This is a genomic window from Mesorhizobium australicum WSM2073 (assembly GCF_000230995.2).
Classification (GTDB): domain Bacteria; phylum Pseudomonadota; class Alphaproteobacteria; order Rhizobiales; family Rhizobiaceae; genus Mesorhizobium; species Mesorhizobium australicum.
The window spans coordinates 3,620,101-3,643,747 of sequence record NC_019973.1; the positions used below are offsets into that span (position 1 = coordinate 3,620,101).

The window sequence follows — 23,647 nt, forward strand, 5'->3', positions numbered from 1 at the left end:
ATGTATCAAGCGATCGTCTTCCTTCCGCTGCTCGGCTTCCTGATCGTCGGCCTGTTCGGCAATGCGCTCGGTGCCAAGGCATCCGAATACATCACCTCCGGCTTCCTGGTGATCGCGGCCGTGCTGTCATGGGTCGCCTTCTTTTCCGTCGGCTTCGGCCATGGCGAGGTGTTCACCGTGCCGGTGCTGCACTGGATCCAGTCCGGCGGGCTGGACGTCTCCTGGGCGCTCAGGATCGACACCTTGACGGTGGTGATGCTGGTGGTGGTCAACACCGTGTCGGCGCTGGTTCACATCTATTCGATCGGCTACATGCATCACGATCCGAACCGGCCGCGCTTCTTCGCCTATCTGTCGCTGTTCACCTTTGCCATGCTGATGCTGGTGACGGCTGACAACCTCGTGCAGATGTTCTTCGGCTGGGAAGGGGTGGGCCTCGCGTCCTACCTGCTGATCGGCTTCTGGTACAAGAAGCCGTCGGCCAATGCCGCGGCAATCAAGGCCTTCGTCGTCAACCGCGTCGGCGATTTCGGTTTTGCGCTCGGCATTTTCGGCGTCTTCGTGCTGTTCGGCTCGGTCAATCTCGGCACGATCTTTGCCAATGCGGCGACGTTCATCCCGGCCGAAGGCGCGCCGCAAGGTGCCGCCGTGCTCACCTTCCTCGGCCATGCGCTCGACAAGCAGGCGGCAATGACCGTCGTCTGCCTGCTGCTGTTCATGGGTGCCATGGGCAAGTCGGCGCAGGTGCCGCTGCACACCTGGCTGCCGGACGCCATGGAGGGCCCGACCCCGGTGTCGGCGCTGATCCATGCCGCCACCATGGTGACGGCCGGCGTGTTCATGCTGGCGCGGCTTTCGCCGCTGTTCGAATTGTCGCACTCGGCGCTGACGGTGGTCACCTTCATCGGCGCCTTCACCGCCTTCTTCGCGGCGACTGTCGGCCTGGTCCAGAACGACATCAAGCGCGTCATCGCCTATTCGACCTGCTCGCAGCTCGGCTACATGTTCGTGGCGCTCGGCGTCGGCGCCTATGGCGCGGCGATCTTCCATTTGTTCACGCACGCCTTCTTCAAGGCGCTGCTGTTCCTTGGTTCCGGCTCGGTCATCCACGCCGTCTCCGACGAGCAGGACATGCGCAAGATGGGCGGCCTGAGGACGCTGATCCCGACCACCTACTGGATGATGGTGATCGGCACGCTGGCGCTGACCGGCGTCGGCATTCCGGTGACCGTCATCGGCACCGCCGGCTTCTTCTCCAAGGACGCCATCATCGAGGCCTCCTTCGCAGGCCACAATTCGGTCGCCGGCCTGGCCTTCATCCTGCTGGTCATCGCCGCCTGCTTCACCTCCTTCTATTCCTGGCGGCTGATCTTCATGACCTTCCATGGCAAGCCGCGGGCGAGCCACGAGGTGATGCACCACGTCCATGAATCGCCGCCGGTGATGCTGGTGCCGCTGTTCATCCTGGCGGCTGGGGCGCTGTTTGCCGGTGTCATCTTCCACAATTCCTTTATCGGCGAAGGCTATGCCGAATTCTGGAAGGCGTCGCTGTTCACGCTGCCGGACAACCATATCCTGCACGAGATCCACGAATTGCCGCTGTGGGTGGAGCTCTCGCCCTTCATCGCCATGCTGATCGGTTTCGCTCTGGCCTGGAAGTTCTACATCCGCTCGCCGGAGATGCCGGTCAATCTGGCCGCCCAGCATCGCGGGCTTTACGCCTTCCTGCTCAACAAGTGGTATTTCGACGAGCTTTACGACTTCCTGTTCGTTCGCCCTGCCAAGCGTCTCGGTCACTTCCTGTGGAAGACCGGTGACGGGACCATCATCGATGGGCTCGGGCCTGACGGCATTTCGGCGCGCGTCGTCGACGTCACCAACCGCGTCGTCAAGCTGCAGACCGGCTACCTCTACCACTACGCCTTCGCCATGCTGATCGGCGTTGCCGCACTCGTCACCTGGATGATGCTCTGATGACCGCCTGGCCAATCCTCTCGCTGGTCACCTTCCTGCCGCTGGTTGGTGTGCTGCTGATCCTGTTCATCAACGATGACAGCGAAAACGCGCGCCGCAACATCCGCGCCATTGCGTTCATCACCACGGCGTTCACCTTCCTGGTGTCGCTGTTCATCTGGGCCGGCTTCGACAATTCGCAGGCCGGATTCCAGTTTGTCGAAAAGGTCGCCTGGCTCGATTCCGGCATTTCCTACCATATGGGCGTCGACGGCATTTCCATGCTGTTCGTCATTCTGACGACCTTCCTGATGCCGCTTTGCATCCTGGCGTCGTGGGAAGCGATCGAAAAGCGCGTCAAGGCCTACATGATCGCCTTCCTGCTTCTGGAAACGCTGATGATCGGCGTGTTCTGCGCGCTGGACATCGTGCTGTTCTACGTCTTCTTCGAAGCCGGACTGATCCCGATGTTCATCATCATCGGCGTATGGGGCGGCAAGCGGCGCGTCTACGCCTCGTTCAAGTTCTTCCTCTATACGCTGGCCGGCTCGGTGCTGATGCTGCTCGCCATCATGGCGATGTTCTTCCAGTCCGGCACCACCGACATCCCGACGCTTCTGACGCACAGCTTCCCGGCCAACATGCAGACCTGGCTGTGGCTTGCCTTCTTCGCCTCCTTCGCGGTGAAGATGCCGATGTGGCCGGTGCACACCTGGCTGCCCGACGCGCACGTCGAGGCGCCGACGGCGGGCTCGGTCATCCTGGCCGGCATCCTGCTGAAAATGGGCGGATACGGCTTCCTGCGCTTCTCCTTGCCGATGTTCCCGCTGGCCTCCGAAATGTTCGCACCGCTGGTGTTCACGCTGTCGGTCGTCGCCATCATCTACACCTCGCTGGTGGCGCTGATGCAGGAGGACATGAAGAAGCTGATCGCCTATTCGTCGGTCGCCCATATGGGCTTCGTCACCATGGGCATCTTTGCCATGAACCAGGAAGGCGTGCAGGGCGCCATCTTCCAGATGCTCAGCCACGGCCTGGTGTCGGGCGCGCTGTTCCTGTGCGTCGGCGTCATCTATGACCGCATGCACACGCGTGAGATTGCCGCCTATGGCGGTCTCGTCAACAACATGCCGAAATACGCGACCGTGTTCCTGATCTTCACCATGGCCAATGTCGGCCTGCCAGGTACGTCAGGTTTCGTCGGCGAGTTCCTGACCATGCTTGGCGTGTTCCGGGTCAACACCTGGGTGGCGTTCTTCGCCGCCACCGGCGTCATCCTGTCGGCGGCCTATGCGCTTTGGCTCTACCGCCGGGTGATCTTCGGCGCGCTGACCAAGGACAGCCTGAAGGGGCTGCTCGACCTGTCGACCCGCGAGAAGGCGATCATCTATCCGCTGGTCGTGCTGGTCATCTTCTTCGGCGTCTATCCCGCACCCGTCTTCGACGCGACGGCCCAGTCGGTCAAGTCGCTCGTCACCAATGTCACCGCATCCATCGGCGCCGCGCAGACCGCGGCGGCGAACTGACCCAGGGGTTTTGCGAACCATGACGCCGGACCTTCTCTCCAGCCTGTCGCTCTCGACGCCCGAGCTGATCCTTGCCATCGGCGCGCTCGCGCTGCTTATGGTCGGGGCCTATTCGCGTTCCAACACCGCCAATACCGTGACCGGCCTTGCCGTCGCCGTGCTGGTGATCGCAGGCGCCTGGCTGATCTTCCACGCAGGGCAGGGCAGCGCCTATGGCAATGCCTTCATCCAGGATTCCTTCGCCCGCTTCATGAAGGTGCTGGCGCTGATCGGCTCGGCGGTGACGCTCATCATGTCGATGCGCTTTGCCAAGGCGGAGCGTTTCGACAAGTTCGAATATCCGGTGCTGATCCTGCTTTGCACGCTCGGCATGATGCTGATGATCTCGGCCAACGGCATGATCGGGCTCTATCTCGGCCTCGAACTGCAGTCGCTTGCGATCTATGTGCTGGCGGCGATCAATCGCGACAATTTGCGTTCGACAGAAGCCGGCCTGAAATATTTCGTCCTCGGCGCGCTGTCCTCGGGCATGCTGCTCTACGGCATCAGCCTGGTCTACGGCTATACCGGCAACACCGGCTTCCAGGAGATCGCCACGGCACTGGGCGGCGGCGAGCGCCAGCTTGGCCTTGTCGTCGGCCTCGTCTTCGTGCTGGCCGGGCTTGCCTTCAAGATCTCGGCGGTGCCGTTCCACATGTGGACGCCAGACGTCTATGAGGGCGCACCGACACCGGTGACGGCCTTCCTGGCGGCAGCGCCGAAAATGGCGGCGATGGCGCTGATCGTGCGCGTCACCATGGGTGCGTTCAAGCCGATCGCCTCCGACTGGCAGCAGATCATCGTCTTCATCTCGATCGCCTCGATGGCGCTTGGCTCCTTCGCCGCGATCGGCCAGACCAACATCAAGCGGCTGATGGCCTATTCCTCGATCGGCCATATGGGCTACGCGCTGGTCGGCCTTGCCGCGAACAGCCAGGCCGGCGTGCGCGGCGTCGCCATCTACATGCTGATTTACCTGGTGATGACGCTCGGCACCTTCGCCTTCATCCTTGCCATGCGGCGCAAGGAAGGCAATGTCGAGCAGATCAGCGATCTCGCCGGCCTCTCGTCGACCAACCCCATCATGGCGACGATCCTGACCATCCTGATGTTCTCGCTGGCCGGCATTCCGCCGCTCGCCGGCTTCTGGGGGAAGTGGTACGTCTTCCTCGCCGCCATCAACGCCAACCTTTATGCGCTGGCAATCATCGGCGTGCTCGCTTCCGTGGTGGGCGCTTACTACTACCTGCGCATCATCAAGATCATGTGGTTCGATGAGCCGGTCGGCGGCTTTGTGCCGATGGCCAGCGAGTTGCGTGTCGTGCTCGGCGTCAGTGGCGCCTTCGTGCTGTTCTACGTGCTGATCGGCGGGCCGATCGGGACCTATGCCGAAGCCGCCGCCAAGACATTTTTCTGACGGGATGGCATTTCGGCTGGCTCCAACCTCGGCGTCGGAAGGGTTCCGGCTCGAAGCGCATGACAGTGTCGGCTCCACCAACGCGCTGGCGCTAGACCATGCCCGGGCGGGCGATCCGGGCAAGCTCTGGGTCGTTTCCAAGAAGCAGGAAAGCGGACGCGGCCGGCGTGGCCGTGCCTGGGCAACGCCGGAAGGCAATCTGGCGGCGACGCTGCTCCTCATCACCGGCGGCGAATTGCGCCTTGCCGCGACGCTCGGCTTCGTCGCGGGGCTGGCGCTGGCCGACGCGCTCGACGCGGTGGTGCCGAAGGGCCGCATCGCGATAGGCCTCGACGGAGCGAGCCAGGGACAGAACCGTTTCGAGCTGAAATGGCCAAACGATGTGCTCGCCTCCGGCGCCAAGCTGGCCGGCATCCTGCTGGAGTCGGCGATGCTTGACGGTGGCCGCTTCGCGGTGGCGGTGGGCATCGGCGTCAATGTGGTGGCGCACCCGCGGGATTTGCCTTATCCCGCGACATCGCTTCATGCGTTGGGCGCGGCTTGCGATGCCGAAACGCTGTTTCTGGCGCTGTCGGATGCCTGGAGCGAGAATGCCCGCCTGTGGGACGAAGGACGTGGCCTTGCCGCCATCAGGAAGCGTTGGCTGACCCGCGCGGCGGGCCTTGGCGGCGAGGTTGCTGTCAGAATTGACGGTAATGTGGTGCGTGGCGTGTTCGAGACCATTGACGACGACTGCCGTTTCGTGATCCGCGACGATGACGGGTCTGTTCTGACGGTCGCCGCCGGCGATGTGCATTTCGGCGCGGTGGCGTCCGCGCGGATATAATTTGTTTTTGAGCAATTCCGGACGGAAAACCGGTAGGCACTTGCTGGAATTGCTTTAACGGCTTGGCCTGAGGGTCAGGAAGGAAAAAATCATGGCGAAAGCGGACAACGCCGAACTCGTCTTCGTGCCGCTCGGCGGCGTCGGCGAGATCGGCATGAACTTCGCCCTCTACGGCTACGGCCCGCCGAGCGCGCGCGAATGGATCATCATCGATGTCGGCGTCACCTTTCCCGACGCGGCGCATCCAGGCGTCGACCTGATCCTGCCCGACACGCGCTTCATCGAGGAGAACCTCGCCAATCTGCGCGGCATCATCATCACCCACGCGCATGAGGACCACTACGGCGCGCTGCTCGACATCTGGCCGAAGCTGAAGGCGCCGGTCTGGATGACGCCGTTCAGCGCCGGGCTGCTGGAAGCCAAGCGTCAGGGCGAGCAGGGCGCGCCGAAGATCCCGCTGACGATCTACCGGGCGGGCGAAAAGTTCACGGTGGGCCCCTTCGAGATCGAAGCCATTCCGGTGGCACACTCCATTCCCGAACCCATGTCGCTGGCGATCACCTCGCCGGCCGGCACCGTCATCCACACCGGCGACTGGAAGATCGATCCGGAGCCGACGATCGGTCCCAAGACCGACGAGGCGCGGTTCCGCGCCTATGGCGACAAAGGCGTGCTGGCGCTGATCTGCGATTCGACCAATGCGCTGCGCGAAGGCGAGTCGCCTTCGGAAGTGGCCGTGGGCGAGGGCCTGAAAGGCGTCATCCAGGCGGCCAAGGGCCGCGTCGCCGTCACCACCTTCTCCTCCAATGTCGGACGCATCGTTTCCATCGCCAGGGCAGCGCGCGATGCCGGCCGCCAGTGCCTTGTGCTCGGCCGCTCGTTGAAGCGCGTCATCGATGTGGCCGGCGAGCTTGGCTACATGGACGGCCTGCCGGAGTTCATCGCCGAGGAGGATTTCGGCTTCATCCCGCGCGAGAACCTGGTCATCATCTGCACCGGCAGCCAGGGCGAGCCGTTGGCGGCACTTGCCAAGCTGTCGCGCGACGAGATGAAATCGGTGTCGCTGACAGCGGGCGACACGGTGGTGTTTTCCTCGCGCACCATTCCCGGCAACGAGAAGGCGATCCTCGAGATCAAGAACCGCCTCATCGATCTCGGCATCAAGATCATCGAAGACGGCGATGCTCTGGTGCATGTCTCCGGCCACCCCCGCCGCAGCGAACTGCGCAAGATGTATGAATGGGTGCGTCCGCAAATCGGCGTTCCCGTGCATGGCGAGGCGGCGCATCTGGTGGCGCAGGGCTCGCTGATGTCCACCTCCGGCATCGGCCAGGTGGCGCAGGTGCGCGACGGCGACATGCTGCGGCTCGCTCCAGGTCCCGCCACGATCATCGACCAGGTGCCGTTCGGCCGCGTCTACAAGGACGGCAATCTGATCGGCACCGATCAGGCGATGGGTATTCGCGACAGGCGCAAACTGTCCTTTGCCGGTCATGTCGCGGTCAATGTCGTGCTTGATGACAAGTACGAGCTGGCTGGCGATCCCGATCTGGTCGCCATTGGCGTCGCCGAAACCGATGCCCGTGGCGAGACGCTCGAGGACCTGATGATCGATGCGGCCGTCGGCGCGGTCGATTCGATCCCCCGCCAGCGCCGCAAGGATCTCGACCTGGTGCAGGAGGCGGTGCGGCGCGCGGTGCGCGGCGCGGCCAACGAAGCGTGGGGCAAGAAACCGCTGGTGACGGTTTTCGTCACCCGGTGACGGAGGCGTCGGGGGCTCGGATGTTCAGCTGATAGCTGACCGGAATCCAGCGAAAGGAATGGTCTGTCCGCTCGACATAGCCCAGGCCCGGAAACGGCATGTGGTGGCCGGCGACGAGCAGGCGCTGCTCCGCAGCCATGCCGAGCAGCCGCTTGCGGGTCTCGATCGCCTTTTCCTTGTCGTCGTCGAAATCGGCATGCCACTGCGGACGCTGGATCGACACGACATAATGCAGGAAAGCGTCCGACCAGATCAGCAATTGCTGTCCGTCGCTTTCGACAAGGAAGGCCAAGAGCCCGGCGGAGTGACCGGCCGCGTCGATGGCAGTGATGCCCGGCACCACTTCGTCTCCAGGCGCTATGAACGTCGCGCGGTCGGCCAGGCCGGTGCAAATGCGCCTGAAGAGATCACGATTGGCCAACCTGGCCGGACGCACCGCATTTCCTTCGGTCCAGAACGCGAATTCCGCTGCGCCGAATACCAGGCGTGCGCGGCTGAAAACGGATGCGCCATTCCGGACAAGCCCGCCAATGTGGTCCGGGTGCCCGTGGGTGATGACCACCACATCGATGTCATCAGGGCCGAGCCCAAGGGCTTGCAAACACTCCAGGAGTGAACTGTCTTCATCTCCGCAGCCGGTGTCGAACAGGATTTTTTCGGAACCGGTATCGATCAGCGTCGGGATGAAGCAATGCTCGTAGCGATCCTGGTCGATGAAGTTCGAAACCGCGAGTTCGAGCACGGCCGCCGGCGACTGTCCGGCCGCGAAGGCCGATGCAAGCCCGTCTCTGACATCGACGGCATCGAGCAGAGCGGCAATTTTGAACGACCCGAGATCGAAGGTGAAAACGCGGGGGCGGGCAGGGCTGATTCCGGACATTGGCCTTTGTACTTTGTGGCTGCCGGTCGCAACAGGTGCGACAGTGCGCTCCTCGCGAAAGGCTGTTGATCTCGGCTGATTTGACGTATGACGCCAGTCGTTGGACCTGGGAGAAAAAGCTCGGACATGCTCGGACGGCTGAACCATGTCGCGCTTGCGGTGCCGGATTTGACCGCCGCCGTTGCAGCTTACCGCAACACGCTCGGCGCCGAAGTGACCGAGCCGCAGGCGTTGCCGGAGCATGGCGTCACCGTGGTGTTCGTCGATGTCGGCAACACCAAGGTCGAGTTGCTGGAGCCGCTTGGCGAGGGCTCGCCAATCGCGGCATTCCTCGAGAAGAACCCGTCGGGCGGCATGCATCATCTCTGCTACGAGGTCGACGACATCCTGGCCGCGCGCGACCAGCTCAAGGCCGCCGGCGCCCGGGTGCTTGGTGACGGCAATCCCAAACCAGGCGCGCACGGCAAGCCGGTGTTGTTCCTGCATCCGAAGGATTTCTTCGGCACGCTGATCGAACTGGAGCAATCATGAGCTGGGTCTCGTTCACCGCGCTGTTTTTCGCGACCTGGTGGGTGGTGCTGTTTGCCGTCCTGCCGTTCAGCGTCAGAACGCAGGACGACGATCACGACGTGACGCTGGGCACCGTGCCGAGCGCGCCGCGCGGGCCGCATATGCTGCGTGCCGTGATCCGCACCACCATCGCAACGGCGGTCCTGATGGGCATTTTCTACGGCCTGACGCACGGGTTAGGATACAGCCTCAACGACATCCCGCACATCGTGCCGGAACTCAGTCCGACCCCAGGGAAATAGACGTGGCGGCAAGGGTGCTCCGATAAGGTCGGAGCGCTGCGGATGGGATTGAGATGCCGCCCTGTACGGCGGCTACTGGCTGCTGACGCAAGGTCATGTAGCCTGCCAATTCGCAGCGCTAACCAGATGATTGCACAAAAAAAATGCAAGGCACAAGGCCTTGCAATTAAACGCGTCCGATCTGTTTCCGGTATCCGGCGGCAGCGAATAACCGCGCCTAGATCGCATCCTCCCAAGACTTTGACCGCGTAGGAGAGCAGATTTTTTTCTGCCCTCTCGGTTATCGGGGCACATTAGCCCAACGGAAATGAAAATGTCACGAAGAATTTTGCCTTGAAACGGGCAATCTCGTGCTGCACTGCACAATAGTGCGGCAGGCTTTGCTTTTGAAACGTCCAGTCAGGCTCGACAGAGCCTTTGCGGCATGTTCGCAATTGACGCGCGCAAAGAATTGACGGCCAAACCCGAAGAGGTTCGGTGCGTTCCATTGTCGGCGCGGGTCGATCCGGAAGCGAGGGATTCGGGCTCGGAAGGGGCCTACGTGGTGGGATGGCCGGGTTTCCATTCGGTCATGAAATCGCTATGAAGCCGGGGCAAGCAAGCCTGCGCCGCGCCGATTCTGGCGTGGCCATTCTCATTCACGGACCTGTCCATGCGTTTGTCGCGCTATTTCCTGCCTATCCTCAAAGAAAATCCGCGCGAGGCCGAAATCGTCTCGCATCGGCTGATGCTGCGCGCCGGCATGATCCGCCAGCAGGGACAAGGCAGTTTTTCCTGGCTGCCGCTGGGCAAACGGGTGCTGGACAAGGTCTGCAAGATCATCCGCGAGGAGCAGAACCGCGCCGGTGCGCTGGAGATCCTGATGCCGACCATCCAGTCGGCCGATCTGTGGCGCGAGAGCGGCCGTTACAACGACTACGGCAAGGAGATGCTGCGCATCAAGGACCGGCAGGACCGCGACATGCTCTACGGTCCGACCAACGAGGAAATGGTCACCGAGATTTTTCGCGCTTACGTCAAATCCTACAAGGACCTGCCGCTCAACCTCTACCACATACAGTGGAAGTTCCGTGACGAGGTGCGGCCGCGCTTCGGCGTGATGCGTTCGCGCGAATTCCTGATGAAGGACGCTTATTCCTTCGATCTCGACTTCGAAGGCGCGAGAGCCGCCTACAACCGGATGTTCGTGTCCTATCTCAGGACCTTCACGCGCATGGGCCTGCAGGCCATTCCGATGCGGGCCGACACCGGTCCGATCGGCGGCGATCTCAGCCACGAGTTCATCATCCTGGCCGACACTGGTGAAAGCCAGGTCTTCTGCCATCGCGATTACCTGTCGCTTGCGGTGCCCGGCGCGAACACCGACTTCGCCAATGACGGCGAGATAGCAGATATCGTCAAGACGTGGACGACGCCTTACGCCGCCACCGACGAGATGCATGACGAGGCGGCCTGGGAGAAGGTTCCGACAGGCGACCGGGTCTCGGCGCGTGGCATCGAGGTCGGCCATATCTTCCACTTCGGCGAGAAATATTCCAAGCCGATGGGGGCCAAGGTGACGGGGCCCGACGGCAAGGATCATTTCGCGTCGGGCGGCTCCTATGGTATCGGCCCGTCGCGACTGGTCGCGGCGATCATCGAGGCCAGCCATGACGAGAACGGCATCATCTGGCCGGAAGCGGTGGCGCCCTTCGATATCGGCCTGATCAACATGAAGGCGGGCGATGCCGACTGCGATCGCGTCTGCGACGAGCTCAACGCCGCCTTCACCGCCGCCGGCAAGGATGTGCTCTATGACGATACCGACCAGCGGCCGGGCGGCAAATTCGCCACCGCCGACCTGATCGGCCTGCCCTGGCAAGTGATCGTCGGGCCGCGCGGTGTCGCCGCCGGCGAGGTCGAGATCAAGAATCGCAAGACCGGCGAGCGCGTGACGCTGCCGATCGCCGACGCGGCCAAACACTTCGGTGCCGCCGCATGAGCGAGGCGGCGGCAGCGCGATCGGCGGGCGCCGGCCCTTTTTCCATCTTCGAGCGCACGGTCGCCTGGCGCTATTTGCGTTCGCGGCGCAAGGAGACGGTGATCTCGGTGATCGCCTCGATCTCTTTTCTCGGCATCATGCTGGGCGTCGCCACGCTGATCGTGGTCATGGCGGTGATGAACGGCTTCCGCGCCGAGCTTTTGACGCGCATCCTTGGCGTCAACGGCCATCTGATCGTGCAGCCGCTCGATTCACCGCTTGAGGACTATGCCCAGGTCGCCAGCCGCATCAACGGCGTACCCGGGGTCAAATACGCCATCCCGCTGATCGACGGCCAGGTGCTCGCGCAAGGCAATGTCGGCGGCGGCACCGGCGCGCTGGTGCGCGGCATCCGGGGTGAAGATCTCGGCAAGATCGCCATCGTGGCCAGCAACATCAAGCAAGGCACGCTCGCCGATTTCGATACCGGCGAGGGTGTCGCCATCGGCAAGCGCATGGCCGAGAATCTCGGCCTGACGCTCGGCGATACCATTACCTTGATCTCGCCGGACGGGGATGTGACGCCGCTCGGCACCACACCGCGCATGAAGGGCTACAAGATCGCGGCGATCTTCGAGGTCGGCATGTCTGAATATGACACGTCGATCGTCTACATGCCGTTCTCCGAAGCGCAGCTCTACTTCAACATGGACGGCCGGGCGCAGACGATCGAGATTTATGTCGACAATCCCGACGATGTCGACGCGCTGAAACCCAAGGTGGAAGCGGCGGCGCAGCGGCCGATCGACATGGTCGACTGGCGCCAGCGCAACGAGACCTTCTTTTCGGCTCTGCAGGTCGAACGCAACGTCATGTTCATGATCCTGACGCTGATCGTGCTGGTGGCGGCGCTCAACATCATTTCCGGACTGATCATGCTGGTGAAGGACAAGGGGCATGACATCGCCATCCTGCGCACCATGGGCGCCTCGCGCGGCGCCATCCTGCGCATCTTCCTGATGACTGGGGCGGCGATCGGCGTGACGGGCACGCTCGCCGGCGTGCTGCTCGGCGTCGTGATCTGCACCAATATCGAATCGATCCGCCAGTTCTTCTCCTGGATGACCGGCAAGGTGCTGTTCAACCCCGAGCTCTATTTCCTCAGCCAGTTGCCGGCCAAGATGGATCCGCGCGAGACGACCTATGTCATCATCATGGCGCTTGCGCTGTCCTTCCTGGCTACGGTGTTTCCGGCATGGCGGGCGGCCCGCCTCGATCCGGTCGAAGCCTTGAGGTACGAGTAGTGGCCGAAGTCATTATCGAGCTGAAGAGCGTCGAACGGCACTACGTCCAGGGGCCGCGCAAGCTCACCATCCTGAACGGCGCCGATTTCGCGCTGCGGCGCGGTGAAATGGTGGCGCTGGTGGCCCCGTCGGGCACCGGCAAATCGACGCTGCTGCATACGGCCGGGCTGTTGGAGCGGCCGGATGCCGGCGACGTGATCCTGTCCGGACGCGCCTGTGGCCGGCTGTCCGACGACGAGCGCACCTCGATCCGCCGCAACGATGTCGGCTTCGTCTATCAGTTCCATCATTTGCTGCCGGAGTTCTCCGCGCTGGAAAACATCATGATGCCGCAGCTCATCAAGGGCCTGCCGCGCAAGGAGGCGTCCGAGCGCGCGGCGCAACTGCTCGACTACATGCAGATCGGCAAGCGGGCGTCGCACCGGCCATCCGAGCTGTCCGGCGGCGAGCAGCAGCGCGTCGCCATCGCGCGTGCGGTCGCTAATGCGCCGCTGGTGCTGCTCGCCGACGAGCCCACCGGCAACCTCGACCCGGTCACAGCCTCCTACGTGTTCGAGGCGCTGGAGGCACTGGTGCGGCAATCGGGCCTCGCGGCGCTGATCGCCACCCACAATCACGAGCTTGCATCGCGCATGGACCGGCGCGTCACGTTGGCCGACGGCAAGGTGGTGCCGCTCTAAGGACGATTCTCACCCGACGTGTACCGCGCGGGGGTAGCTTAGAACCGCCAGTGAGCGCTCATTGCGATCAGAGTGGACGATATCGCGCTCGTCGCCAGGATGGCCAACCAAATTACGAGATTGCGAGAGAGGCGCCGCCGGCGACCTTGTCGCATACGCTTTCGCCAGCGTTCACCTTGATTTGCGCCTCCGTATCTCCCCATGTCGATCGCTCAGCAATGCCTCAGGCCCAGGCATTTTCGGCTCAGCCAAAATTTAATACAAGCGCTCGCTAATTTGTTCTTCCCGGGCTGAAGCCTACCCTGGCAAGCTTCCAACTCCCTCTCTTAGCGACCAATTAACGTTTCGCTAACCGTGCACAGTTCCCCGCCCATGGCCATACCTCCCAGCGGTTGACAATGGAACAAAATTAGAACAAATTAGAAACATATCCACAACAGGAGAGAGTTATGACCGATTTGGTTCAGGATGTCGTCTCGCTGGTTTGCATGAGCGCGTTTCTTGTCTCCATGGCGATCTGGATCGGAGCCATGTGATTTGGCGGCGTCGGCCGTCGCTGTTTCTCGAAGGCCAATGCCGCCCCGCCGTTAAGCTTTTCTTGCCGCAGCAAAGTTAGGGTGCGTCTCCAAGGCAGGGAGCAACGTCCAGGTGTCGCCCATCGTCACGGCCATTCTCGTGGCCAGCAATCTCGGGCTGATCTTTCTCCTGATGACCGTGCCGCTTGGTTTGCGCACGGTCAGGTCGAGCCGCATCGTGGCGATGGACCGGCAGCGCCTGTGGCAGGCGCTGTGGCCGCTCGGCAGCGATGCCGGCTGGTCCGGCGAGATCCTGTCGGCGCAGCCGCTGGACGAAGAGGGCGTCGCCCGCGTCACGCTCTCTTGGGAAGGCCGCGATGGCAAGCCGATAGAGCGCAGGGCGCAGTTTGAAGATGTCGTCGAGGGCAGCCGCTTCTCGATGCGGGTGATCGAGGACACCGCGCTCGATAGCTCGTTCTGGAAGGACTATGGCGAGACCGCCGAACTGGTTTCGGAGGGAAGCGGCACGCGCGTGACGCTCAGCCGGACCGACCGCTACCGCGGCGTGGCTTTCCTGGTGTTTCGCTATTTCGCCATGCGCCGCGAGCTCTCCAAGCTGCAGCGTTGGGCAAGGACCGGGCAGTATCGCAAGGGTGGCTGGTTCGAGCATCCGCTGAGCCAGGTCGGCTTTGCCGTGTTGTCGGCATTGATGCTGTGGCCGTTCTTCGGCCTTCACCTCGGCGGGCTGGCGCTGGCCGCGATCCTGACGTCGGTGGTGGCGCTGCACGAACTCGGCCACATGGCGGCGTTCCGGCTGACGGGCCATCGCAGGGCGCGGATGATCTTCATCCCGCTGCTTGGCGGCATCGCCATTGGCGGCCGGCCCTATAACAGCCGTTTCGAAGTGGCCTTCGTGGCGTTGATGGGGGCGGGGTTTTCCGCCTTCCTGGTGCCGATCGTCATCGCCGCCAGCGTTCTTGCCGGCGGCGAGGGTCACAAGGCGGCTGCCGCGCTACTCGCCGCACTCGCAGGCTGCGCTGCCCTGTTCAACATCGCCAATCTGGTGCCGGTGTGGAAGTTCGACGGCGGCCAGGTGCTGCGCCAGATCTGCCCGGGGCCGGTCGTCCTGGCGCTGGCGTCCTTCTCGCTGCTTTCGGCCTTTCTGGCGCTTGGCTGGCGGGCCGGTTTTTCCCTTGGCTTCCTGCTCGCGGCCGGTGCGGTCTTTTCGATTCTCAGCCTGCTCACCGTCGGCAGCGGGGTGAAGCCACGTCACGAACTGGAGCCGATCGGCACTGTCGACCGTTTGGTCATCGCCGGGGCCTTGCTGGCGGTGTTCGCCATCCACGGCTGCGGCGTGCTGTGGGCGTCAGGGCAGTTGCTCTGAGCTGGTTGGGCCGAAAGGATCAACCCGTCTTGCGGGCAGCCTCGGCCGGCAAAGCCGTCACGGGACCAAAAACATCCTCGAAGGCTGATTTCAGCGCCAGATCCAGATCGGCCATGCCGAGGGGCAGGCCGAGGTCGACGAGGCTAGTGACGCCGTGATCCTGGACGCCGCAGGGCACGATGCCGCCGAAATGGGAAAGGTCCGGCTCGACATTGATGGCAATGCCATGGAAGGTCACCCAGCGCCGCAGCCTTATGCCGATTGCCGCGATCTTGTCCTCGGCAGGTGAGCCGTCGGGCAAAGCAGGGCGATCTGGCCGTACCACCCAGACACCAACCCGGTCCTCGCGGCGTTCGCCGCGCACGTTGAAGGCGGCGAGCGTGCCGATGATCCACTGTTCGAGCGCCGCGACGAAGGCGCGCACGTCCTCGCGCCGGCGCTTCAGGTCGAGCATGACATAGGCGACCCGCTGGCCTGGCCCATGATAAGTGTATTCGCCGCCGCGTCCGGCCGCAAAGACCGGAAAGCGATCGGGTTCGATCAGGTCCTCGATGCGGGCGCTGGTGCCGGCGGTGTAGAGCGGCGGATGTTCGACCAGCCAGACCATTTCGCCGGCAGCCCCGCCGCGGATCGCCTCGGCGCGCGTCTCCATGAACGCAAGCGCATCGGGATAGGCGACAAGGCCCGGCTCGACCAGCCATTCCACCGGGGCCGAACCGGGCAAGGGCAGGAACGACGTGGCAATCTGGCTGCGTTCTGGCATGGCGTCTCTCTTGTCGCCTTCCATATGGCGATATCAGGCGGAAACGTCCAGTTCGCCGTGCGCTTGGGCGCCGAGCATCCGACGCGCCGGCAAGACAATGAGTGCTTGCTGGTTCAATTCGCAGCTGTGTCGTCAGGATGATTTGGTGCGGTCGAGAAGACTCGAACTTCCACGGGTTGCCCCACAGCGACCTCAACGCTGCGCGTCTACCAATTCCGCCACGACCGCACGTGGTAGAGCCGGAACCGACCGGCTCGCGGCGTGTAGCAAATCGTTTCCAGCGAAACAAGTGCGCCACGAGTATTTAATCGCTGGGAATGGCTATAACGGATCAATCGCTTTGCGCGCCCGGAAACGAAGGCGGCGGCGCGTCTTGGAGACTGCGTCGCCGCGTCCGTCTTTCGCCCGAACCTGCGGCTACGCCGCCTGCTTCCTCCGCGCCAGCGTATCTGCCACAACCTCGCCAAACGATGAGGGCGTCGGCACGATGATGACGCCGGCCTCTTTCAGGATCTCGACCTTTTCCTGCGCGGACTCGCCGAAGGCCGAGATGATGGCGCCGGCATGGCCCATGCGGCGTCCTTTGGGGGCGGAAAGCCCTGCAATGTAGGCGATCAGCGGCTTCCTCATATTGTCGCGCGCCCAGATCGCGGCTTCGGCTTCCTGCGGTCCGCCGATCTCGCCGATCATGACCACGGCGTCGGTCTCGTCGTCCTGCTCGAACAGCTTCAGAACGTCCTTGAACGAGGAGCCGTTGATCGGATCGCCGCCAATGCCGACGCTGGTCGACACGCCGATGCCGAGCGCCTTCATCTGCGAGGCGGCTTCATAGCCCAGCGTTCCCGAGCGGCCGACGATGCCGATGCGGCCGGGCAGGTAGATCGAGCCGGGCATGATGCCCATCAGCGCCTGTCCCGGCGTGATGATGCCGGCGCAATTCGGCCCGACCAGCCGCATGCGGTCCTCGAAGCGGTAGCGGCGCATGTAGCGCTTGACCTGCATCATGTCCTGCGACGGGATGCCGTCGGTGATGCAGACGCAGAGCTTTATCCCCGCATCCGCCGCTTCCATGATCGAATCGGCTGCAAAGGGCGGCGGCACGAAGACGATGCTGGCTTCGGCACGGGTCTCGCGCACCGCGCCCTTGACCGTGTTGAAGACGGGCAGGCCGAGATGCGTCTGGCCGCCCTTGCCGGGCGTGACGCCGCCGACGAGCTTGGTGCCGTAGCGCTTCATGTCCTCGGCATGGAAGCTGCCGATCTTGCCGGTGAAACCTTGCACGATGACGCGTGTGCTGCGGTTGAGCAGGATTGCCATTTTTCCGTCCTCCCTCAGGCTGCTTTTTTGTTGGTGGCCACGCGCCAGGCGGCGACGGCTTTTTCGGCGGCTTCGGCGAGCGTGTCGGCGACGATCACCGCCTCGCCGGAATCGGCCAGGATCTTGCGCCCTTCCTCGGCCCTGGTGCCGGACAGCCGCACCACCAGCGGCACGTTGACGCCGACCTCGCGGATGGCCTTGATGACGCCCTCGGCGACCCAGTCGCAACGGTTGATGCCGGCAAAGATGTTGACCAGGATGGTCTCGACATTCTTGTCGCCGAGCACGGCGCGGAAGGATTTCGCGACCCGCTCGGGCGAAGCGCCGCCGCCGATGTCGAGGAAGTTGGCCGGCTCGCCGCCTGCGATCTTGATCATGTCCATCGTCGCCATGGCGAGCCCGGCGCCATTGATGATGCAGCCAATATTGCCGTCGAGGCCGACATAGGAGAGGCCGCGATCGCTGGCGAAGGTTTCGCGCGGGTCTTCCTGGCTCTTGTCGCGCAATTCGGAGATTTCGGGCCGCCGGAACAGCGCGTTCTCATCGAACGACATCTTGGCGTCGAGCGCCACCAGGCTGCCGTCACGGGTCACCACCAGCGGATTGATCTCCAGCATCGAGGCGTCGTAGTCGCGGAACACCTGGTAGCAGCTGAAGATGGTCTCGGTCGCCTTGCCGATCAGACTGTCCTCCAGCCCGAGCCCGAAGGCGATCTCGCGCGCCTGGAAGCGCTGCATGCCGACGCCAGGATCGACGGTGGCGCGGATGATCGAATCGGGTGCCTTCTCGGCTATCTCCTCGATCTCCATGCCGCCGGCGGCCGAGGCCACGATCATGACGCGCTCTTCCTTGCGGTCGAGCACGAAGCCGAGATAGAGTTCCTGCGCGATGTCGACGGCTTCCTCCAGATAGAGGCGCGAGATCAGCTTGCCACGCGGGCCGGTCTGGTGGGTCACCAGCTTGCGCCCGAGCATGGCTTCGGCGGCGCTGGAAATTTCCTCATCATTGGCGCAGAGCTTGATGCCGCCGGCCTTGCCGCGCGCGCCGGAATGAACCTGCGCCTTCAGCACCCATTTGCCGCCGCCGATCTCGCGCGCCCGGTAGGTCGCCTGTTCGGGGCTGTAGGCCAGGCCGCCACGCGGCACATGGATCCCATGCCGGGCGAGCAGTTCCTTGGCTTGGTATTCGTGGATGTCCATTCTTTTCTCCTCCCCAAATCGTCAAAGTGCCGCGACGTGCTGTTGGCCGGCGCGTTCGATGGCGTCGTTGACCACCAGAACGTTGCGCGCCATGCGTTCCGACGCGGCGTCGATCATCTTGCCGTCGAGTGCGGCGGCACCCTTGCCCTGCGCCTCCGCCTCTTTCAGCACTTCGAGGATGCGGCGGGCGCGCGTGACTTCCTTCTCCGGCGGCGAGAAGACGTCGTTGGCCAAGGCAATCTGCGAGGGATGGATCGCCCATTTGCCTTCGATGCCGAGCGCGGCGGCGCGTCTGGCGGCCGCCTTGTAGCCTTCCGGGTCGGAGAAATCGCCGAACGGTCCGTCGATGGCGCGCAGGCCGTAGGCGCGGCAGGCGACGGTCATCCGCGACAGGGCGAAATGCCACTGGTCGCCGGGATAGTCGGGATTGAGGCCGCCAATATTGACGGTCCGCGCCTTGCAGCTTGCCGCATAGTCGGCAACGCCGAAATGCATGGCTTCCAGCCGTCCAGGGGTGGCGGCGATAGCCTCGACATTGGCCATGCCGAGCGCGGTCTCGATCAGGGCTTCCAGGCCGACACGGGTCTTGAAGCCCTTGGCCATCTCGATCTGGTTGACCATGGCCTCGACCATGTAGAGGTCGGCCGGAACGCCGACCTTCGGCACCAGTATGGTGTCCAGCCGGTCGCCGGCCTGCTCCATGACGTCGACAACGTCGCGGTACATGTAGTGCGTGTCCAGCCCGTTGATGCGCACCGAGACGGTCTTGCCCTTGGCGCGCCAGTCGATGTCGTTCAGCGCCTGGATGATGTTCTTGCGTGCGCGTTCCTTGTCGGGCGGCGCGACGGCGTCCTCAATGTCGAGGAAGACGAAGTCGGCGGCGCTGTTGGCCGCCTTGTCGATCATCTCCGGGCTGGAGCCTGGAACCGCCAGCTCGCTGCGCTGCAGCCTGAGTTTCTTGAGGTGGTTAATGGTGTGGCTCATCGTCAACTCCCTCAGGCGGCTTCGGCGACCGGCACCGCGGCCGAGGCGCGGAAATGCTGGATGGCGGCGCCGACGCCGGAGCCCGGTGCCAGCCGGACCCCACAATCGAGCAGCGCCATTTCCGCCGCCGAAAGCGAGGCCAGCACCATCACCTCGTTCAGCCAGCCGAGATGGCCAATGCGGAAAACCTTGCCGAACACCTTGTTGAGGCCGCCGCCCAGCGATGTCTGGTAAGCCTGGTAGGCGCGCTTGACGACGTCGCCGCTATCGATGCCATCCGGCACGAGAATGGCGCTGACCGTGTCCGAATGCCATTTTGGCGCCCTGGCGCAGAGTTTCAGGCCCCACGCGTCGGCCGCCTTGCGCACGCCTTCGGCGAGGCGATGGTGCCGGGAGAAGATGGTCTCCAGCCCTTCCTCGGCGATCAGGTCGAGCGAGGCGCGCAGGCCGCGCAGCAATTGTGTCGCCGGCGTGTAGGGGAAATAGCCGGCATCGTTGGCGCGGATCATGTCCTCGAAGGAGAAGAAGCAGCGCCGGTGGGTGGCGGTTCTCGAAGCGACGAGCGCCTTCCTGCTCACCGACAGGAAGCCAAGGCCGGCCGGCAGCATGAAGCCTTTCTGCGAGCCGCTGACGGCGCAGTCGACGCCCCATTCTTCCTGGCGAAAGTCGATCGAGCCGATTGACGAGACGCCGTCGACGAAAAGAAGGGCAGGGTGGTTCGCATCGTCGAGCGCGGCGCGGCAGCCGGCGACGTCGCTGGTAACGCCTGTCGCCGTCTCGTTCTGGGTGCAGAAGATCGCCTTGATGCGGTGCGTCTTGTCCGCCTTCAGCCGCTCCGCATAGAGTTCCAGCGGAACGCCGGTTCCCCATTCGCAGTCGATGACGTCGACCTCGAAACCGAGCCGTTCGGCCATGTCGACCCACAGATGCGAGAACTGGCCGAAACGCGACATCAAAACGCGGTCGCCTGGGCTGAGCACATTGGTCATCGCCGCTTCCCAGGCTCCGGTGCCCGAGGACGGGTAGATGAAGACGCGGCCGGTCTCGTTCTTGAAGATCCGTTTGATGTCCTCGAACAGCGGCAGGGTGAGGTCGGGGAAGGTGGCCGCGCGCATGTCCTCCATCGGCAGGTTCATCGCTTGGCGTACCTGCTCGGGGATGTTGGTCGGCCCGGGAATGAAAAGATGGGTGAAACCGGCCATGATGCGAACTCCTCCTGATCCAGCAAAGCGGTGGTGGGGAGTTTCGTTTCGACGGCCGATGCCAACAACACCTTGGCGGGTAAGATCTCACCGCATGCGGGTGGGTATGGCCTACCCGGTCGCCCTACCCGAAAGGCTGCCTTTGGCTACGCCTCTCTCGTGAATAGAGCGCGACCGCCATGGCGCGGTTGCGGACGTCCAGCTTGTCGTACAGATTCTTGAGATGGTACTTCACGGTATTTTCGGAGATGCCGGTCCGGGTGGCGATCTGCAAATTGGTCCAGCCGTCGGACAATACCGCCAGCAGTTCACGCTCGCGCACGGTAAGCCGGGATAGAGGCGTATCGTTGACCTTGTTGATGTCGATATAGGGGATGCAGATGCGGCCGTGCGCGACAGCCAGGATCGTGTCGAAGATGATGGCGGGATCGTCGAACTGGAAGCAGTAGCCCTGGGCCCCCAGGCGCACGCACTGTTTCAGGATGCCGATGTCATGGTCGTTTGAAAAGACCGCGATGCGAACGTCGAGCTTGCGGGCCTGGACCTCGGCCAGGACATCAGCGCCGTCCATGTCGGACAGCTTCCAGCCGATCACGGCGACATCGAACTCCTGGACCGCTGCCAGCTCCAGGAAATGCCTGCCGCTTTGTACGGAGGCCAAAAGCTCGAAGCGCCCGTCGCAGTCCAGCATTTCGCGCAGAGCCGATATGACGAGCGGATTGCGTTCGGCCACGACCACGCGAACGCGCCGCTCGTCGATTGCCTTGTTTTCTGTCCGCGACCTGATCTTCAAGGGCTTCCGGCTTTTTTGTTGCGGCTTGGGGGTCCAGCCGATGCCTGGACCTGCATCATGACAATTCTGCCCCAATCGCGCACGGGTGCTCTTTCCCCAGCGACATGCGCTGTCGCGTGGCCGGGCCACAAGCACACCCGCTTTTGACGGAATCGACCAGGTTGCGCACGCCGGACAATGTCGCGTCGGTGGAAAACGACGCCTTTGCGCAAGCGGGATTTTCGGCTGAATTCCCGTGCGTTGGAGCGACGGGCTGCGAAATCGAATCATGCCGCCGCTCCAAATTTCTTGTTTGTGGTCGGACCCAAAACCGATTTCCACTTTTCGGAATCATGGTCTAGACCTGACTGGCAACCTTTCCGGGATTCTGATGGCTGGAGACGCTGGTGGAAGGCCAGGACAAGCAGACGACCTCCGCCAAGGCGGCTGACGACGCCCACGCCGACATCTATGGCGAGGACGGCGCGGTCCTTTCGTCCTTCCTTGCCCAGATCGGTGCGGCGATCGCCGACCGCGATACGCTGACCCTCAAGCGCGAAGTCGACGACCTGCACCAGTCGGAACTTGGCGACCTCATCGAGGCGCTGCATCCCGAGCAGCGGCGCGCGTTGGTCGAGCTGCTGGGCGCCGACTTCGATTTTTCCGCGCTGACCGAAGTCGACGAGGCGATCCGCATGGATATCGTCGACAATCTGCCCAATGCGCAGATCGCGCAGGCCGTGCAGGCACTCGATTCCGACGACGCGGTCTACATTCTCGAAGACCTCGAGCCGGAAGACCAGGACGAGATCCTGTCGCAGCTGCCGTTCACCGAGCGGATCAGGCTGCGGCGCTCGCTCGACTACCCGGAAGAGACCGCCGGGCGGCGCATGCAGACCGAGTTCGTCGCTGTGCCGCCTTTCTGGACCATCGGCCAGACCATCGACTACATGCGCGAGGACAAGAACCTTCCGGACCGCTTCAGCCAGATCTTCGTCATCGATCCGACCTTCAAGTTGTTGGGGGCCATCGATCTCGACCAGATCCTGCGCGCCAAGCGCGCGGTCAAGGTGGGGGAGGTCATGCATGAGACGCGGCACGCCATTCCCGCCACCATGGACCAGGAAGAGGCGGCGCGGGAATTCGAACAATACGACCTTCTGTCGGCCGCGGTCGTCGACGAAAACGAACGGCTGGTCGGCGTGCTGACCATCGACGATGTCGTCGACGTCATCCAGCAGGAGGCGGAGGAAGACCTGCTGCGCATGGGCGGCGTCGGTGACGAAGAGCTCTCCGACAGCATTCTGGCGACCTCGCGCTCGCGCGTTCCCTGGCTGCTCGTCAATCTGCTGACGGCATTCCTGGCGGCATCGGTGATCGGCCTGTTCGACCACACGATCGAGCGGATCGTGGCACTCGCCGTGCTGATGCCGATCGTGGCCGGCATGGGCGGCAATGCCGGTTCGCAGACCATGACCGTCACCGTGCGGGCGCTGGCGACCAGGGATCTCGACATCTACAACGCCGGCCGCATCATCCGCCGCGAGATGGGCGTCGGCTTCATCAACGGCATCGTCTTCGCCGTGCTGATCGGCATCGTCGCCGCAAGTTGGTTCCACGACCCTAATCTCGGCGGCATCATCGCGGCGGCTATGATCATCAACATGTTCGTGGCGGCCCTTGCCGGCATCCTGATCCCGCTGCTGCTCGACAGGTTCAAGGTGGATCCCGCGGTCGCTTCGGCGGTTTTCGTCACCACGGTCACCGACGTCGTTGGATTCTTTGCCTTCCTCGGCCTCGCGAGCTGGTGGTTCGGCGTCCGGTAACGGTCTCAATTGACTTTTACGTAAATGCCATGCGAGGCTTGTGCGGGGTGTCGCGTCGATTCCGGCGGACAAGGGTTTAGTTCGGGACAGAAGGGCGACGCCGCATGGCGAGCGCCTGGAATTCCGGCAGGGAGTGACAATGCGGGAATATTATTCGATCACCGAGCTGACCCGCGAATTCGACGTGTCGACGCGGACACTGCGTTTCTATGAAGACGAGGGATTGGTGCAGCCGGTGCGGCGCGGCCGCACACGCCTGTTTCGCCCTTCCGACCGCCACCTCATCCGGCAGATCATGCGCGGAAAACGCCTCGGCTTCTCGATCAACGAGATCCGCGAGATCATCCAGATGTACAAGGAGCCGCCGGGCGAGGTCGGGCAGCTCAAGCTGATGATCAAGCGCATCGAGGAAAAGCGCGAAGACCTCAGGCAGAAACGTCGCGACCTTGAGGAGACACTAGCCGAACTCGACCAGGCCGAGGAGTCTTGCGTCGAGCGGCTGGTCGAGCTCGGCGTTAACACGTAG

At 63.4% G+C, this 23,647-nt stretch carries 20 protein-coding genes and 1 tRNA gene; 13 read left to right on the plus strand and 8 right to left on the minus strand.

Features of this window, described 5'->3' with window-relative positions:
* The 5 genes from nuoL to MESAU_RS17395 all read left to right on the plus strand — a co-directional run bounded on the left by nuoL (position 1) and on the right by MESAU_RS17395 (position 7,523).
* Entirely contained in the window at positions 1-1,974 is a 1,974-nt protein-coding gene (gene nuoL / locus MESAU_RS17375) for an NADH-quinone oxidoreductase subunit L (RefSeq protein ID WP_015317349.1), read from the plus strand.
* Positions 1,974-3,479 (plus strand): NADH-quinone oxidoreductase subunit M, encoded by a 1,506-nt coding sequence (locus tag MESAU_RS17380; RefSeq protein ID WP_015317350.1) that lies wholly within the window; start codon positions 1,974-1,976, stop codon positions 3,477-3,479. The genes nuoL and MESAU_RS17380 overlap by 1 nt, the downstream gene beginning before the upstream one ends.
* A 19-nt stretch (positions 3,480-3,498) precedes the next feature.
* Positions 3,499-4,935, plus strand: a complete 1,437-nt coding sequence (gene nuoN / locus MESAU_RS17385) for an NADH-quinone oxidoreductase subunit NuoN (RefSeq protein WP_015317351.1) — start codon at positions 3,499-3,501, stop codon at positions 4,933-4,935.
* A 4-nt stretch (positions 4,936-4,939) separates the two neighbouring features.
* A complete protein-coding gene (locus MESAU_RS17390) occupies positions 4,940-5,761 on the plus strand; it encodes a biotin--[acetyl-CoA-carboxylase] ligase (RefSeq protein ID WP_015317352.1) in 822 nt (273 codons plus the stop codon).
* Between the two features lie 91 nt (positions 5,762-5,852).
* A complete protein-coding gene (locus MESAU_RS17395; RefSeq protein WP_015317353.1) occupies positions 5,853-7,523 on the plus strand; it encodes a ribonuclease J in 1,671 nt (556 codons plus the stop codon).
* On the opposite strand, the gene MESAU_RS17400 is transcribed toward MESAU_RS17395, so the two are convergent.
* Positions 7,513-8,403: an MBL fold metallo-hydrolase gene (locus MESAU_RS17400; RefSeq protein WP_015317354.1), complete on the minus strand. Its 891-nt coding sequence runs from the start codon at positions 8,401-8,403 to the stop codon at positions 7,513-7,515. The two genes, MESAU_RS17395 and MESAU_RS17400, sit on opposite strands and share 11 nt — an antisense overlap.
* Before the next feature lie 126 nt (positions 8,404-8,529).
* On the opposite strand from MESAU_RS17400, the gene mce reads away from it, so the two are divergent.
* From mce to MESAU_RS17430, 6 genes are all read left to right on the plus strand, one after another.
* Positions 8,530-8,934 (plus strand): methylmalonyl-CoA epimerase, encoded by a 405-nt coding sequence (mce, locus tag MESAU_RS17405; protein ID WP_015317355.1) that lies wholly within the window; start codon positions 8,530-8,532, stop codon positions 8,932-8,934.
* A complete protein-coding gene (locus MESAU_RS17410) occupies positions 8,931-9,215 on the plus strand; it encodes a DUF1467 family protein (RefSeq protein ID WP_015317356.1) in 285 nt (94 codons plus the stop codon). The genes mce and MESAU_RS17410 overlap by 4 nt, the downstream gene beginning before the upstream one ends.
* Before the next feature lie 652 nt (positions 9,216-9,867).
* On the plus strand, positions 9,868-11,196 hold the full coding sequence (proS, locus tag MESAU_RS17415) for a proline--tRNA ligase (RefSeq protein ID WP_015317358.1): 1,329 nt from the start codon (positions 9,868-9,870) through the stop codon (positions 11,194-11,196).
* Entirely contained in the window at positions 11,193-12,479 is a 1,287-nt protein-coding gene (locus MESAU_RS17420; protein ID WP_015317359.1) for a lipoprotein-releasing ABC transporter permease subunit, read from the plus strand. The genes proS and MESAU_RS17420 overlap by 4 nt, the downstream gene beginning before the upstream one ends.
* On the plus strand, positions 12,431-13,159 hold the full coding sequence (locus tag MESAU_RS17425; protein WP_174361970.1) for an ABC transporter ATP-binding protein: 729 nt from the start codon (positions 12,431-12,433) through the stop codon (positions 13,157-13,159). The genes MESAU_RS17420 and MESAU_RS17425 overlap by 49 nt, the downstream gene beginning before the upstream one ends.
* Before the next feature lie 648 nt (positions 13,160-13,807).
* Positions 13,808-15,058: a Zn-dependent protease gene (locus MESAU_RS17430; RefSeq protein ID WP_015317361.1), complete on the plus strand. Its 1,251-nt coding sequence runs from the start codon at positions 13,808-13,810 to the stop codon at positions 15,056-15,058.
* A gap of 19 nt (positions 15,059-15,077) precedes the next feature.
* On the opposite strand, the gene lipB is transcribed toward MESAU_RS17430, so the two are convergent.
* The 7 genes from lipB to MESAU_RS17465 form a co-directional block, all read right to left on the minus strand.
* Positions 15,078-15,821 carry a lipoyl(octanoyl) transferase LipB gene (gene lipB, locus MESAU_RS17435; RefSeq protein ID WP_015317362.1) on the minus strand — a complete coding sequence of 248 codons (744 nt, stop codon included), beginning with the start codon at positions 15,819-15,821 and terminating at the stop codon, positions 15,078-15,080.
* A 143-nt stretch (positions 15,822-15,964) separates the two neighbouring features.
* Positions 15,965-16,049: transfer RNA gene (locus MESAU_RS17440), tRNA-Leu, on the minus strand.
* A 189-nt stretch (positions 16,050-16,238) separates the two neighbouring features.
* Positions 16,239-17,138, minus strand: coding sequence for a succinate--CoA ligase subunit alpha (gene sucD / locus MESAU_RS17445; RefSeq protein WP_015317363.1), 900 nt, complete (start codon positions 17,136-17,138; stop codon positions 16,239-16,241).
* A gap of 14 nt (positions 17,139-17,152) precedes the next feature.
* Positions 17,153-18,337, minus strand: a complete 1,185-nt coding sequence (locus tag MESAU_RS17450; protein WP_015317364.1) for a malate--CoA ligase subunit beta — start codon at positions 18,335-18,337, stop codon at positions 17,153-17,155.
* 21 nt (positions 18,338-18,358) lie between these two features.
* On the minus strand, positions 18,359-19,321 hold the full coding sequence (locus MESAU_RS17455) for an HpcH/HpaI aldolase/citrate lyase family protein (protein WP_015317365.1): 963 nt from the start codon (positions 19,319-19,321) through the stop codon (positions 18,359-18,361).
* 11 nt (positions 19,322-19,332) lie between these two features.
* On the minus strand, positions 19,333-20,523 hold the full coding sequence (locus MESAU_RS17460) for an aminotransferase class V-fold PLP-dependent enzyme (RefSeq protein ID WP_015317366.1): 1,191 nt from the start codon (positions 20,521-20,523) through the stop codon (positions 19,333-19,335).
* Between the two features lie 124 nt (positions 20,524-20,647).
* Positions 20,648-21,214, minus strand: coding sequence for a LuxR C-terminal-related transcriptional regulator (locus MESAU_RS17465; protein WP_051041364.1), 567 nt, complete (start codon positions 21,212-21,214; stop codon positions 20,648-20,650).
* A 488-nt stretch (positions 21,215-21,702) separates the two neighbouring features.
* Here MESAU_RS17465 and mgtE point away from each other — a divergent pair, with 488 nt between their 5' ends.
* Positions 21,703-23,121, plus strand: a complete 1,419-nt coding sequence (gene mgtE / locus MESAU_RS17470) for a magnesium transporter (RefSeq protein ID WP_015317368.1) — start codon at positions 21,703-21,705, stop codon at positions 23,119-23,121.
* Between the two features lie 139 nt (positions 23,122-23,260).
* Positions 23,261-23,647 carry a MerR family transcriptional regulator gene (locus MESAU_RS17475; RefSeq protein ID WP_006203215.1) on the plus strand — a complete coding sequence of 129 codons (387 nt, stop codon included), beginning with the start codon at positions 23,261-23,263 and terminating at the stop codon, positions 23,645-23,647.

Coding starts and splice junctions, on each gene's coding strand:
- nuoL (WP_015317349.1), top strand. CDS start 1: ATGTATCAAGCGATCGTCTTCCTTCCGCTGCTCGGCTTCCTGATCGTC.
- MESAU_RS17380 (WP_015317350.1), top strand. CDS start 1,974: ATGACCGCCTGGCCAATCCTCTCGCTGGTCACCTTCCTGCCGCTGGTT.
- nuoN (WP_015317351.1), top strand. CDS start 3,499: ATGACGCCGGACCTTCTCTCCAGCCTGTCGCTCTCGACGCCCGAGCTG.
- MESAU_RS17390 (WP_015317352.1), top strand. CDS start 4,940: ATGGCATTTCGGCTGGCTCCAACCTCGGCGTCGGAAGGGTTCCGGCTC.
- MESAU_RS17395 (WP_015317353.1), top strand. CDS start 5,853: ATGGCGAAAGCGGACAACGCCGAACTCGTCTTCGTGCCGCTCGGCGGC.
- MESAU_RS17400 (WP_015317354.1), bottom strand. CDS start 8,403: ATGTCCGGAATCAGCCCTGCCCGCCCCCGCGTTTTCACCTTCGATCTC.
- mce (WP_015317355.1), top strand. CDS start 8,530: ATGCTCGGACGGCTGAACCATGTCGCGCTTGCGGTGCCGGATTTGACC.
- MESAU_RS17410 (WP_015317356.1), top strand. CDS start 8,931: ATGAGCTGGGTCTCGTTCACCGCGCTGTTTTTCGCGACCTGGTGGGTG.
- proS (WP_015317358.1), top strand. CDS start 9,868: ATGCGTTTGTCGCGCTATTTCCTGCCTATCCTCAAAGAAAATCCGCGC.
- MESAU_RS17420 (WP_015317359.1), top strand. CDS start 11,193: ATGAGCGAGGCGGCGGCAGCGCGATCGGCGGGCGCCGGCCCTTTTTCC.
- MESAU_RS17425 (WP_174361970.1), top strand. CDS start 12,431: ATGGCGGGCGGCCCGCCTCGATCCGGTCGAAGCCTTGAGGTACGAGTA.
- lipB (WP_015317362.1), bottom strand. CDS start 15,821: ATGCCAGAACGCAGCCAGATTGCCACGTCGTTCCTGCCCTTGCCCGGT.
- sucD (WP_015317363.1), bottom strand. CDS start 17,138: ATGGCAATCCTGCTCAACCGCAGCACACGCGTCATCGTGCAAGGTTTC.
- MESAU_RS17450 (WP_015317364.1), bottom strand. CDS start 18,337: ATGGACATCCACGAATACCAAGCCAAGGAACTGCTCGCCCGGCATGGG.
- MESAU_RS17455 (WP_015317365.1), bottom strand. CDS start 19,321: ATGAGCCACACCATTAACCACCTCAAGAAACTCAGGCTGCAGCGCAGC.
- MESAU_RS17460 (WP_015317366.1), bottom strand. CDS start 20,523: ATGGCCGGTTTCACCCATCTTTTCATTCCCGGGCCGACCAACATCCCC.
- MESAU_RS17465 (WP_051041364.1), bottom strand. CDS start 21,214: ATGCTGGACTGCGACGGGCGCTTCGAGCTTTTGGCCTCCGTACAAAGC.
- MESAU_RS17475 (WP_006203215.1), top strand. CDS start 23,261: ATGCGGGAATATTATTCGATCACCGAGCTGACCCGCGAATTCGACGTG.